This window comes from Paenibacillus selenitireducens (assembly GCF_002021565.1).
In the GTDB taxonomy this organism is placed as follows: Bacteria; Bacillota; Bacilli; order Paenibacillales; family Paenibacillaceae; genus Paenibacillus_K; species Paenibacillus_K selenitireducens.
In genome coordinates this window covers 1-13,017 of the sequence record NZ_MSZX01000011.1, presented here as the reverse complement: position 1 = coordinate 13,017, position 13,017 = coordinate 1, and the positions used below count along the sequence as shown (strand labels likewise).

15 protein-coding genes are annotated in these 13,017 nt (G+C 42.9%); 3 read left to right on the top strand and 12 right to left on the bottom strand.

Features of this window, described 5'->3' with window-relative positions; genetic code table 11:
* Positions 1-175: 175 nt before the first annotated feature.
* From nudK to BVG16_RS23930, 4 genes are all read right to left on the bottom strand, one after another.
* On the bottom strand, positions 176-1,126 hold the full coding sequence (gene nudK / locus BVG16_RS23945; RefSeq protein ID WP_078501731.1) for a GDP-mannose pyrophosphatase NudK: 951 nt from the start codon (positions 1,124-1,126) through the stop codon (positions 176-178).
* On the bottom strand, positions 1,123-2,346 hold the full coding sequence (locus BVG16_RS23940) for a MerR family transcriptional regulator (protein WP_233147158.1): 1,224 nt from the start codon (positions 2,344-2,346) through the stop codon (positions 1,123-1,125). Before BVG16_RS23940 ends, nudK begins: the two co-directional genes overlap by 4 nt.
* A 183-nt stretch (positions 2,347-2,529) precedes the next feature.
* Complete coding sequence (locus BVG16_RS23935; protein ID WP_078501904.1) at positions 2,530-2,919, bottom strand: iron chaperone; 390 nt, start codon at positions 2,917-2,919, stop codon at positions 2,530-2,532.
* A gap of 31 nt (positions 2,920-2,950) precedes the next feature.
* The gene (locus tag BVG16_RS23930) at positions 2,951-3,604 is read right to left on the bottom strand and encodes a M48 family metallopeptidase (protein ID WP_078501903.1); all 654 of its coding nucleotides are present in this window, start codon (positions 3,602-3,604) and stop codon (positions 2,951-2,953) included.
* 152 nt (positions 3,605-3,756) lie between these two features.
* Between BVG16_RS23930 and BVG16_RS23925 the strand changes: the two genes are divergently transcribed.
* Positions 3,757-4,269, top strand: coding sequence for a MepB family protein (locus BVG16_RS23925; RefSeq protein WP_078501730.1), 513 nt, complete (start codon positions 3,757-3,759; stop codon positions 4,267-4,269).
* Between the two features lie 33 nt (positions 4,270-4,302).
* Here the strand turns inward: BVG16_RS23925 and BVG16_RS23920 are convergent, their stop codons facing one another.
* Both BVG16_RS23920 and BVG16_RS23915 read right to left on the bottom strand, forming a co-directional pair.
* Positions 4,303-5,466, bottom strand: a complete 1,164-nt coding sequence (locus tag BVG16_RS23920; RefSeq protein WP_078501729.1) for an SMP-30/gluconolactonase/LRE family protein — start codon at positions 5,464-5,466, stop codon at positions 4,303-4,305.
* A 109-nt stretch (positions 5,467-5,575) separates the two neighbouring features.
* Positions 5,576-6,418, bottom strand: coding sequence for an SDR family NAD(P)-dependent oxidoreductase (locus BVG16_RS23915; RefSeq protein WP_078501728.1), 843 nt, complete (start codon positions 6,416-6,418; stop codon positions 5,576-5,578).
* A gap of 272 nt (positions 6,419-6,690) precedes the next feature.
* On the opposite strand from BVG16_RS23915, the gene BVG16_RS23910 reads away from it, so the two are divergent.
* Entirely contained in the window at positions 6,691-7,371 is a 681-nt protein-coding gene (locus BVG16_RS23910) for a TetR/AcrR family transcriptional regulator (RefSeq protein WP_078501727.1), read from the top strand.
* A gap of 64 nt (positions 7,372-7,435) precedes the next feature.
* Here the strand turns inward: BVG16_RS23910 and BVG16_RS23905 are convergent, their stop codons facing one another.
* The 5 genes from BVG16_RS23905 to BVG16_RS23885 form a co-directional block, all read right to left on the bottom strand.
* Positions 7,436-7,906, bottom strand: coding sequence for a GNAT family N-acetyltransferase (locus BVG16_RS23905; protein ID WP_078501726.1), 471 nt, complete (start codon positions 7,904-7,906; stop codon positions 7,436-7,438).
* A 165-nt stretch (positions 7,907-8,071) separates the two neighbouring features.
* Positions 8,072-9,088: a type II TA system antitoxin MqsA family protein gene (locus tag BVG16_RS23900; protein WP_078501725.1), complete on the bottom strand. Its 1,017-nt coding sequence runs from the start codon at positions 9,086-9,088 to the stop codon at positions 8,072-8,074.
* An 85-nt stretch (positions 9,089-9,173) separates the two neighbouring features.
* Positions 9,174-9,497, bottom strand: coding sequence for a type II toxin-antitoxin system MqsR family toxin (locus BVG16_RS23895; RefSeq protein WP_078501724.1), 324 nt, complete (start codon positions 9,495-9,497; stop codon positions 9,174-9,176).
* Positions 9,498-9,740: 243 nt separating this feature from the next.
* The gene (locus BVG16_RS23890) at positions 9,741-10,253 is read right to left on the bottom strand and encodes a ferritin (protein ID WP_078501723.1); all 513 of its coding nucleotides are present in this window, start codon (positions 10,251-10,253) and stop codon (positions 9,741-9,743) included.
* Positions 10,254-10,589: 336 nt separating this feature from the next.
* Entirely contained in the window at positions 10,590-10,859 is a 270-nt protein-coding gene (locus BVG16_RS23885; RefSeq protein WP_078501722.1) for a hypothetical protein, read from the bottom strand.
* Between the two features lie 113 nt (positions 10,860-10,972).
* Here BVG16_RS23885 and BVG16_RS23880 point away from each other — a divergent pair, with 113 nt between their 5' ends.
* Positions 10,973-11,200 (top strand): helix-turn-helix domain-containing protein, encoded by a 228-nt coding sequence (locus tag BVG16_RS23880; protein ID WP_078501721.1) that lies wholly within the window; start codon positions 10,973-10,975, stop codon positions 11,198-11,200.
* A gap of 45 nt (positions 11,201-11,245) precedes the next feature.
* On the opposite strand, the gene BVG16_RS23875 is transcribed toward BVG16_RS23880, so the two are convergent.
* On the bottom strand, positions 11,246-12,769 hold the full coding sequence (locus BVG16_RS23875; protein ID WP_233147157.1) for an extracellular solute-binding protein: 1,524 nt from the start codon (positions 12,767-12,769) through the stop codon (positions 11,246-11,248).
* Positions 12,770-13,017 lie beyond the last annotated feature (248 nt).

Below are 13,017 nucleotides of genomic sequence, written 5' to 3'. Positions count from 1 at the left end.
CAAAGCAGAAAAGCAGCCCCAAACTGTATTGTTCTAGTTTGGGGCTACTTTTGTTGATGTTTCCACCAAGAATACATAGAAACAAGTGAACAATGTAGAGGGCCTTTATTTTCAAGAGGTTTTCACATTTTCACAAGCCGTTCAGATCATCGCGTTTTGTTGGCGCGACGACTGCCTAAGCTAGAACTGGAATTTCATCGAAATCGCGGTATACCCTTTTCCCCTTAGCCTCCGCAGTACTTACCATTTCATCGGCACCCTTGGACGGTCCTCCTACTCTAAGAACCGCGTCGCAATGGGATAACAGCCGAACGGCCGATGGGTGAAACATACGCTCGAATATCTCATCTCCGATCCGGCGCGATCCGGCCGTTTCCATGAGCGGCAGGGCGTACCATTCGCCGAGAACCGGCAGATGCCCCATCTCATACACGCGTAGGGCCGCTTCATTCATCAGCCGCATATTGGCCTCGATTCGCACCGGATCATCTCCCGTATTGGAACGATAAGGCCCCGCTATGAGGATATGCTGAGGCTTGCTCACAGGATGAAGCAACCCGTTCAGCTGGGCATATTGCAGCAGCATAATCGTTTTCGCATCCCGGATTTCACCGTTCTCCACCATGTTCAGCGCTTGCCCGAAGGGCAGCTCCAGCACTTCGATCTCTTCCTGTTCTTTGTCTACACCTCCGCCCTCGCCCGTATGCATATGTGGCGTATATTCTGCTACGAAGAAATATAATATTTCCGTAACCGATCCCGGGGACATATAAGCCTCCCCAACCTTGTGAACGTTGGTTACTCGGTATCCGGTTTCCTCTTCCGTCTCACGGCGAATGCAATCCTCCGGCGAGTCCTGGTCCAGCAGCCCTGCGCAAGCCTCGATAAGCAGCCCGGTTTCATTTCCGTTCATATAAGTCGGCATTCGAAATTGCCGGGTCAGAATTACGGTTTGCTTTTCCCGGTTATACAATAGAATCACAGCGCCGTTGCCGCGGTCATACGCTTCTCTAGCTTGCGTTTCCCAGCTGCCGTCGCGCTTTTGATACTTGAAGGTCATTTTTTTTAACACGTACCAATTGTTCGATAAAATCTCTTCATTCACGATTTCAATGTTCGGTCTCATAAGTATTTCTCCTTATCCTCTTGCATTTTTCTAGCCAAAAAGAATCCCGAATCCTTCGTGATGTAGAGACTCCCTTGTTCCGCTATCTTGCCCCGCAAATACGTTGTGAATTGGTCGAGCTTCTCGCCAACAAGAATCTTCCTCGCGTTCATCGGCGTTGACGTCATGTATTGGATGAGCGGCTGCACCTCGTCAATCAGCATGTAATCCTCATACCGGATCTGTTCGATCTCCGTGAACGAAGCCTGCAGTATTTCTCTCCCGTTATCGAGTTGGAAGCGTTCCATCACAGGGTCAAGCACCTGAATATGCGGATCGAAAGCTTGGGTCAGCTGCTCGATTTCTTGCAAATGACTTGTGCTCATCGTTGAAGCGTACACGCAGCCGTCCGGCTTCAGCACACGGTGCATCTCTGATACAGCCCGGTTAATATCGAGCACATGATACAGCATGTGATTAGCTATCACGATATCGAACTCGTTGTCGTGGAAAGGAATCGCCTGCGCGTCTGCAACGAGGAATTTGAACCGCTCGCTGTTCGCACCCAAACTCATCCGCGCCTGCTCAAGCATCCCTGCCGACAGATCCGTAAGCGTAATGCTCCAGGTTTCTGGAATGAGATTCGCATTCCTCCTCCATAAGGCCGCATCACCGCAGCCGAGCTCCAGTACCTTTAGATGGGGAAGCGAGCCCAGATGCTCAAAGAACCACGGGTGCCATCCGATCTTATTCCAACTAAACTGATCGTACAGCCGTATTCTCGCCTGCAGCCGAACCGCATTATGGTACTGCTCACTCCAGTCCTTTTCCTTATGTATCGTTTGCATCATGTCCACTAAACCTTCCCAATCTACTTCCTGTCCCTGTTCATCCACCATCCCCAGCGCTTCTTCAATGGCTTTGGATACGTACTGCATTTGAGCGATTTTGTATTGGATGATTTCTTTTTGCATCTTCAATGAACTTCCCAGGTCTTGTTCGGGAGTGCTGTCGTCTTGGATGAATTGTCTGATCTCATCCAGGGATAACCCGATGAACTTAAGCATTTGGATCTTTTGCAGCCGTGCCACATCTTCTTTACTGTAGAGGCGGACGGAATGGTCGTATTGTGACGGCTTTAGCAAACCGATCTTGTCATAGTAGCGAAGCGTTCTCAGCGTCATCCCCGTTCGCTGCGCGAGTTGGCCCGTTGTTACGTAGTGGTGTTCCTCCGGCTTCAAGCACTCGTCCTCCTCTCGTGATTTCTATTATATTCGGTGACGTTACGTCACCTGCAAGCTTTATTTAAGAGCTCAAACGCAACCCTCTGCCCATGCTGGTACAACGTATCCAAATAAAAAAGACGATGATGTAAATTTTATTTACAAGTTCACCGTCTACGTTTGAAGGCAATCACATGCTAATCACTTCTTCTTTTTCAATTTCCGTTCTGCTTTTTCGATATTCTCTGCCACTCGATATTTCACGATCCTGATTATTAATTCATAAGGCATTGGCTTGTCTATAGGAAATTGAACGGCCCCTTTTGAGCTTTTATATCCCGATATTTCATGTTCAAATGCTTGGATTCCACTTGACGTTGGGTAAAAGCCAATATGATGCTTAAAAGCTGCAAAATGCACCAAATTTCCATGCAGCGCAAAAGTCGGCATTTGATAGCTTATCTTTTCCGTCGCTTCGGGTGCCGCCTCTCGGATGACAGCTCTAATCGATTCAAGGATTTCCTGGATTTCCGGTGGAAAGGTTGAAATATAATGATCTATGGATTCATACGTGATTTTGTTTCCGTCCATAATTGCTCCTTTCATAACCGCCTTCTAAGTATTATAATGTCATCGCCTGCCCATACCTAGCCAAGAATTCTTCCTTTGCTTTATAATCCGGCATCACGCTGCCTACCCGTCTCCAGAAGGAACGATCATGATTCATATGCGTAAGATGACACAATTCATGGATGATCACATAATCAATCACTTCGATTGGGGCCATCGCTAGACGATAGTTAAAGGTTAGATGTTTATCCGAGCTGCAGCTTCCCCACTTCGTTCTAGACTCCACGATTTCAATGGTTTTGGGTTTTACTTTTAATTGCTTCTGATAGATTTGGATTCGTTCCCCAACAACCTTCTTACAGCTGGAGAAATAAAACTTTTTCAGATCACGCTTCAGTTCTTCTTCCGTCAACTCTTTCGTCTCGATTAACTCCTGAAGAAAATGATATTTTCCCAGATGAAGGAACTTGCCTTGATCTTCATATTCTCTTACCTTTGGGGTTTCACGAGATTTCGCAATCGCATGTAATTGGTTTAAGATCTTTTCCCCCTGCTGCTTCACAGCGCTTATCACGACTTCGTCAATCGTATTATTCGGAGCTTTCACCGTAATCAGACCCGTCGGATCGATATGAATCGAAATCTTTTTTCGAGGTCCGTATTCAACATGAAATTCGATACTCTCTTGTCCAAATTCAATTTTCATCATCAACATCGTTTCTATATGGTTTATTTCTTATTGTATCAAAAGTCTGGAGCCTGATTCATATTTTTCAATGTTTTGACGACATTTTAAGATTAGCCTATTCTATTTAAGAAGGTATTGTATTTCGTAGTATAAAAATGAGGGGTACAACAATGAATAATTTTAATAAGGCGTTAACCTATGTAAATGAAATTTTTTATGAACCTAATCACTTAACCATAAAAACCATTCGAGAGGAACCTCAAAATTCAGATTATGGAGCCGGGATATTTCAGCTAAATTCGAAATCGGTTAGATTTAGAGTTGCAAAAATAACACCTACCAAGATGGGACAGTTTGTTGCCTTTTGGGAAAAAGATTTAGATCATAAAAATCAAGCATTTTCATATGAAAATGCTACTGATTTATTGGTTATTCATACCTTTACGAATAATACTCATGATTTTGGACAATTCGTTTTCCCAAAAGAAGTTCTTGTACAACAAAATATCCTTAAAACAGCTACTGCAAAAGGAAAAATGGCAATCCGAGTTTACCCTAGTTGGGATACCCCGACTAGTAAACAAGCTATAGCAACACAAAAATGGCAATTACCCTACTTTGTTCATGTGAACAATAAAAATAGCTTACAAATGCAAGAACTATTAAAACTATATTCCAATTAAATGTTCCATTACGTAGCCTCCTTGATTCCAACATTATTTTGTTAAAGCCACGCGATGCACGCCTTGGCTGCCGCCCGGCGCCGTTCCAATATATAAATATTCATTATGGCTTACAGCCGTGGTTATGCCATACAATGAACCGTCGGGATCATGCCAGCTGTCCATCAGTTCCCCCTGCGGGCTGTATTCCGCCACAAGCCCGTGCTTCACCGGTGCGCTCGCCCCGTTTAGCAACGCCTGCGGTATTTTGGCCATGTTGCCGGCTAGCCAAGGATTACTATGCATCTGATCTACAAAAGCAAGACGAGTCGTGAAGATCCCAACCCAGAAATGGCCTTGCTCGTCACGTGTAATATTGTCCGGAAAGCCTGCAATGTTGTCCGCAAAAATATCAGATGTCCCCTTCTTTGGACCCTTGAGCCAGTATCTTGTCAACTGGTAATGATACGATTCCGCCACAAGTACAAAATCTTCATCCGCAGACAAGGCTACCCCGTTGGCAAAATAAAGATGATCTAACAGTACTGTCGTCTGTTTGGTCTTTGGATCATACTTCAGCAGTCGTCCATGCGGCTTGTTCTCCGCCATTTCTTTGAACATCACGCGACCATAGTTAGAGGTGTCGGAGAAATAAATCGAGCCGTCCTGAGCAATATCATGCTCGTTGGCCAAGTAAATCGGTCCGCCGTTAACATGATCGGCCAGGACCTCTATGTTCCCGGATGGATCTATAGACAGCAGCCCTCTCTGAATATCCGTAACGATCAAATTTCCACTTGCGTCAAATTTAAGCCCATTAGGCGTTCCTTTGGTGTCTGCAAATATTTGGGCCTGTTGCGGATTGCCTGCTGCATCAAAAGGAACCTTGTAGATCTTCCCATCGGAATCTCCTGCATATAGCTGGCCTTCCTTATCAAAGGTAATAAATTCCGGGAAATGGGCGGCATCCGTAACAAGCTCAGCCGAGCTGAGTTTGTTGTTCTGTTTCCACGGACCAGCTTCTTGGAACGAGGGTGCTGCTGGTGCGATCCATTTAGCCGGTGCGACGGGAGAAGGCACAAGCAAGAACACAAGCACGCCAAGGAGGAGTACTGCAAGCAGCGACAAACCCAATCTGCGTACTATTTTACGTACTGAGCGTTTCGGGTGATTCAGACCTTTAGAAGCTTTATCGGGATTTACAGTTGTATTGGGCATTAGAGCGCCTCCTTTGTAATGTAAGCGAGAATTTTAGATTTGTACGACGATTTTACCGAAATGACGGGATGTAAATGATGATGGGCAATCGCTCGATTCATTTTAGCTTTCATCGTATTGTTCTCCCCGCAAGATCAGATTGATTACCCGGATTATTATTTTTACTGGACCCGTTGCGCGGACGAAGCATGCCTCCAACAAGCTTAAGACCTTGCTTTCGTGTAATGAACCGCGCTAACTGCGCCCCCATATAGTTCTGCATACCGGGAACAACATACAGTTTCCCTTCCTTCAATGCACGAAGTGCAACTTCTACGACTCTTTCCGGTGTGTCTTTCTTTCCGACGGAGGCTTCTTCCGTTCCTACGACATCAAAGAAACTGGTATCCGTCGCACCGGGACAAAGTGCAAAGAATTGTATGCCGCGGTCGCGGTTTTCCCACCATAATGCTTGAGTAAACGACAAGACGAAAGCTTTTGTCGCCCCATATACGGCCATATAGGGAAGCGGTTGAAATCCGGCGGTTGAAGCAACATTGATAACTGCACCTGAGCTATTGCGCAACATGCCCGGCAAGAATAAGTGGGTCATATCTACAACAGCGGCGACATTGAGCATCACTTCTTCATGTTGACGTTCACCTGACACTTGTTCAAACAAACCATGTGTAGCAAAGCCCGCATTGTTGACCAGCAGTTCGATATCCACTTTCAAAAGTTGACATTGCTGATATAACTCGCTGGGAGCACCCTCTTTCGAAAGATCCATAGAGATAACCTCGGCTTGGATTCCATACATCTTTCTAAGTTCTGATGCCAGGCTCTCAAGCTTGCCCTTCGATCGGGCCACGAGTACCAGATGGCTGCCTTGTTTAGCCAATTGTCTCGCGAATTGCTCTCCAATACCGGAAGAAGCTCCCGTGATAAGCGCCCATTTTCCTTGAATATTCATAATGATACTCTCCTTTTAGGTACTGTGTTTTGTTATAGAAACACTGTTGCCATGTGCTTAGAAGAATCCGAAATCCTCAAGAAATTAAGAATCATCGTATTGTTTGGTAACAGTGTTTCTGATAAATTTCATTGTAACCACGCTTTTCTAGAAAGTCAATATGAACTTTGAACATCCAACGTCACATTTGACAACTGCCGGACAACTGAATAAAATTCCTATAAGAGAGTCAGAAACTTTGTTTCCTGACGAAAACAACGAAGGTGATGACGATGAGCGGCCAAGATATTTCCTCCAATGTGAACTCACGAAATTTGAAAACCTACCAAGAAGTTCGCTTGCAAAATACTGAAAATCTCCGGAAGCTCGTTGTTGATGCTGCGGCAACACTCTTGCAAGATGAGGGCCCGGAAGCCGTTACGGTGCGTAAAGTAGCGCAGAAAATGGATTGCTCGACAAAAATTATTTATAGCTTGTTTGTCAATAAAGAGGGTTTGGCTCAGCAGTTGTATCTGGAGGGTTGTAAGCTTCTCGCTAACGAATTTGAGGAGACGCCGCAAGCTTCTGATCCGGCACAGTGCTTGCTGAATTTAGGCGAAACCTTTTGGCAATTCAGTCAACGTTACTCTAGTTATTTTAAACTGATGTTCGGAGGCGCTTTCGCAGATTTCAAACCGGATGAGGAAAGCCTAAATGGTACCGAAACTGCCATGCTGCAATTAACGACGGTGATCAGCAATGCTCAGAAGCAAGGTCTCATTCCCGGCCAGTATGACACTGTTTCAGTTATCCGCATATTCTGGGCCTCGCTCCATGGCGTCATTCATCTTTACATGGGAGGACACTTAGGAGACGTACAATCAGCGCATGCAACATACAGGCAAACGTTGTCTTTGATTGTCGGCTCGTTGTTGCCGGATCATAGTCAACCCTGTACAGAAAATAAAGCATAATAAAATACAAAAAAGAGGGGTTCGCCCCTCTTTACTATTTTCCGCCAATACATCTCTAATTTCATTATAACGTTTTAATGTACCATACATCACAAGCAAAATGTTCTGTTGCATTTAATGGCTTGTCTAATGGAATGAACCCATTCTTAAGGTAAAACTTATTGGCTGCGACCATATTGCTAAGCGTTTCAAGATAACATTTTTCATAATGCTTTTTTGCAAAATCTAGGGCAATTCGCAGCAACTCGCTTGAAAATCCTGTGCCTCGTATTTCTTTTAAGGCATACATCTTTTGCAATTCACAAATATGCGGCCAGCCTTGAATCGGTCCAACACCACAACCAGCTACTATTTTTTTATTATCCTCAACAACCCAATATTTAGAACCTTCATTTCTATACAAATTATAAAAATCTCCTAATGTCGGATCAGCCCAAGCCGTCCCTGGCTTATTCGCCCCAAATTCCACCAAACAAGTTCGAATAAGGAACTCTACTTGTTCATTATCTTTTTCCTCGATCTCTCTTATTAACATGCGGTAAACCTCCCTCATGATGTTGTCATTGTATGGCCGCGAGTTCACCGTTACGTGGTGAATTGGCTCTTACCTCTACCGGACTTTCACCGTCTAGTTGTGCCTTGCTAGGCGTGCTATTATGAAAAAACAGACCACTTATCGTGATCTGCTCTCCATAAATTTTTAATTGAGCTCTCGCAATTCTTCGGCATATTTATAACTAATGGGTTGTTTTTCTTCTGTTTTTAACCATCCCAATTCATTATGTGCATATTCACTAATTTTTCGGGAACCATAATGTTTAAAATGTTCTTCAATTTCCCGCATTGTCTCTAATTCATCTTCAGTAAAATTGGTTGAATCAAAGGGCTCAGAAGCTTTAATCATCATCATAGTCCAGCCATCGTCATTCGTACGTTCATCAACTTCTATCACATTCATATGTTGTAAATGAGCTAAAGCTATATCATGATCCTTTAGTACCGGACCATAAGGATACTTAATATAAGCTGCACCCGTTATCGATATTGTTTGTCGTTTGAAATACAAAAAATCACTATACCACAATAATTTCATAAGCTTTGTCTTCAAAACACCATTTGTCGTAAAATATAAAATCATATTAATGAACTTTTCTAAGGAAAAATCATTATAGCCCGCCAAATCTGTTGCTTCATAAGGTTTATATATGGATTCAATAATTTGTTCATCTGTTTGAATTGAGTTTTCAGCTATTGTCCCTGCATCAAGTGCTGTTTCGACCATTTTTAATTCTCTACTAGATAGTGAACCTTTATTTCTGTTGAAGAATTCTAATATAACATGTGGATGTTGCTGCAGTCGCCTATAAATCTCTAAATGGCTCGCTTGCGGTAGACTTCCGGATTCATATCTAGTTACACTCGCAGGCCCAATATTCAACAACTTAGCAAAGGGCCTTACACCTATTTTAAATTGTTGCCTAACGTTCTGGATCTCAAGTGATGTCATACCATACTTTTCGGAATAAATTCGTGCTACATTAGCCATTGTTTCGTTTTCCAATTCTTCAACATCAATTAGTGAACCACAATTGTTACAAAAAGCTATTCTTCGTTCAAACTCAATATCCTGTCCCCTAAATCTCAATACCTGAAGTTCCTTTTTTATGGTATACGTATGCTCTGCACGACAAGATTCACAATAGTTCATTATATTCATAACTATTTCCTCCTACTAAGGATCGGAATTTATTTATATAAAGTGGGGGACGAGACTTCCGAGAAATCCCGTCTTCCTTATGTATTTAATTTTGTGTATATCCTTCTGGATGAAACGAGATACACATACACATATTTTGATCTATGGTTAATTTTATGTATGCGATCTTTCCGTTAAGTTCTTTCCTAAAGAACCAGACCAATTCCCCGGACCCTCTACGATCAAGTTCAGGCGGTTTGTATAGGTCAGTTGGCTTTAACTTCATGATCTCCCTCCAAGCTCCTTTCCTGTCTTCAATACCTAAATCAAAAAGAGCTTGAACAGTATCATAATCGTTACGCTTGGAAAAATAAGTACGTCCACCAGAAACGAGTGCTTTCGCTTGCCGTAGAAATTCCGCCGTCGTCATCTATATCATTCACCCCCACAAATAAATTATACTATCCGCATTAAAAAAGTGCAATCAACTGATTACACTTTCACGTCCGTATTCGCCCCAAATTCCACCAAACAAGTTCGAATAAGGAACTCTACTTGTTCATTATCTTTTTCCTCGATCTCTCTTATTAACATGAAGTAACCTCCCCTGTGATGCCATTCGCAAAAAAAAAGCTGCCTTCCCTCGGGAAAACAGCTTCTTGATCGTGTACGCTTAAGCTTCGCTTGATGGTGGCGTGAACGTGCGCTTACCCAACTCGGAATCGAGCATATAGAACGCATTGCTGTCATTATCGATGCGGCGCAGCTTCTGAATAATGCTATCGAAGGTTGCTTCCTCTTCCACTTGCTCATCAATAAACCACTTGAGGAAATTAATTGTTGCATGCTCCCGCTCATCCCACGCGATATCCGACAATTCATAGATTCGTTTGGTCACCGTTTTCTCATGCTCGAAGGAATGCTCAAATGCGTCCAACAAGGAACTGTATTCATTCTGAGGATGCTCCATGCCGCTAACAATAGCGCGTTTGCCTAATGCATTTATAAAATGGAATATTTTCATTCCATGGAACTTCTCTTCTTCCGACTGCATGATGAAAAAATTCGCAAATCCATCAAAGCTCTCTGACGAACAATACGCCGCCATGGCCAAATACACCTGAGAAGAATAAAATTCATAATTCATTTGATCGTTCAACTTCGCGAGCAGCTTCTCACTTAACATTCGGATCACTCTCCCTTATTCGCTAGTCTATATACATGGTAAGCTTGTTTAATTGTACCATTTTTGCTTCAAGCTCTACAACAACATCACAGCATCATGCGACACGATTCAACAGTATTGTTGTTATCCTGCACTGTCCCGCTTCTTTCTATTCTTAGCGGCAAGCATTTTTATGTATTTTCAACAATAAACGCTTGGATCGAATCTTTATACTTCTGATAGTCTACTATATAGAGTTCCAACAAGGTTTAAACAAAATAAGCCCATCCTCTATTGGGGTGGGCTTCAACCTTGACGGATTCCAGTCTCTTATTTAGAACTCCTTGGAAATCCCCTCTAGAGGCACTCCTGTGCCCTTACACTTTTAATCTCACATTCGAGGAATCCCATCTCTAACTGCAAATGAAGTAATTCGGTATCTAGATCTTGCCCTATCCTATGGATGGCAGTAACAATATCCTCTGCCGTATGCATGTGAATAGAAACTGCATTTTTGGAGATATACTCTAGAATAAAGTCAATAATTTCTTTGCAGAGTCCGATTCTTTGAATGAGAATGTTCTCTTCTTGGACAGCTTCTTCGTATTTGGTAAAGATATCTTCCATATCTACCACCCCACTCTTGGTACGTATATGCGTACCATATATAAAAATATTATATGGTACGTTATTGCGTATAGTCAATAACTTAGCATAATTGCTCGAAAGGTAAACTGAAGATGTCCAAAAAAGTAGTCGTTAAAATATCTGAGCTCACGAAACAACATCAAATTTCCTTGCGGGAGTTATCCAGATTATCCGATGTAAGGCATGCTGCATTAAGTGAATTATCCAACGGCAAGCGGGAGAATATTAATTTCAGTCATATTGTGAGAATTGCAGAGGCTCTAAATATCCAAGATATTCGGGATATTATTGATCTTGTTGACGATGATCCTAAACCCTAGAAGCACTTCGCTTTTAGGGTTTTGGGATATATAAATACATATGATTTATTTATTTTGATTCTTATACCATTCGTTTACTTCTTTTGTCAGTTCGGCCCCGCCTTTGGCTTTCCATTCTTCAACGAACTTATCAAATGCTTCAATCGGCTCTGTGCCGATTATGAGTTTAACCGCTATTTCTCTTTGAATTTTATCAAGTTCACCCAATTTCTCTGAGACGGCGTCGGAAGGAATATAGGTAACCGCAGGGCTTACCACATCCAGTTCTTTAAGACCCGTCATATTTTGCCGCTGCGCTTCTACAATCTCAGCCGGTGAGTTCAATGAAATTTCACCCATCGGTTCGTTAGGAATTTGCCATATCAGATTGGTGATACCTTCTTCACTATACTTATCGCCAATCATGGTAATTGTACCGTCAGCATTTTTAGTATGATGAACGCCTTCGATACCCATCTTCTTGAGATCATTGCCTTCTGGGCTCATTTCCCAATCCAGCAATTCAATTGCTTTTTTCGCCTTATCCTTATCGATCTGACTCGGAAGGACGAACTGTCCGAAGAATCCAGTACCGCCCGGATAACCGGTTGCGCCGGTTGGTCCAACAGGGGGTCTAATCATAATTAATTCGGCTTTCGGATCCACTTTTTTTAAGCTGGCGACAAAACGATTATAATCATTCGTATGCCCAGCAAAAAACAGTCCCGCTTTACCGCTTTCAAGCTTTTCCCACGTTTGATTACCTTTCATAATCGTGAAATTTTGATCGATACCGCCAGCCTTATACAATTTATTCAACCATGTAAGCGCCTCTTTCCGCTGAGGGGTAATCACTGCGTTCATCAAGGTATTATCTTCCATTTTTCTCCAACCATTTCCGGTATCGAAAGCCATATAGATCGGATCAAGATTCCAGCCAATGGTTTGATCTAAGAGCATGCCCACCGTATCGTCTTTTCCATTTTGATCGGGATCTTCTTTGGCAAACTTCACGGCTACATCGTAAAATTCGTCCAACGTTTTAGGGATGGACAAGCCTAGGTTGTCCAACCAGTCCTTACGCACAAGAACGGCTCGGGCTGGGTATCCTGGACGCGGAATGCCATATATCTTCCCATTAATTTTGATATAGTCCCACATTTCTTGCGGTATATCTTTGATATATTTCGTATCTTTAATGAGTTCGTCTAATTGCAGAAAAGCTCCTTGCTTGGCATACATCGTGAACTTAGGGTCGGGAAATCCCGTGTAATGGGTAATGTCAGCCAAATCGTTGGCCGCAATCGATGCTAGCAGTTTATCATTGTATTGAGCTGAAGGTATGGCCATCGGTTCATATTCAATATTCAGTTTTTCCTCCATCGCTTTCCATACTTCCGTTTTCTTCGGAGGATTATTGTACAGCGGGTACATCATGCTGATTTTTTGCTTTTTCTCCGGTGTAGTTGTCGTTGTTGTTCCTTCTTTTGATGCCGTTTCTTCCTTTTTACCTGTACACCCCATCACCGAACCTGCGAGTAACACAACGGCAAGGATACCCGCCATCGTCTTGAATCGTTTCTTACTCATGTTCAACTTCCCCTTTGTCTATGTAGATTTTTTGAAATATAGACAAGAACGATATCATGGCGAACACCGTTCCATATCCTGAATCTGGATTGAACACGTCTGCTTAGCCTTTAACAGAACCAAGCATAACGCCTTGGGCGAAATGTTTTTGCAAGAACGGATAGACAATCAGAATCGGTACGGTAGATACGACGATGGCTGCCATTTGAATGGTTGTTGGTAHGCTNDGRYANAGTATHNATSSGYAS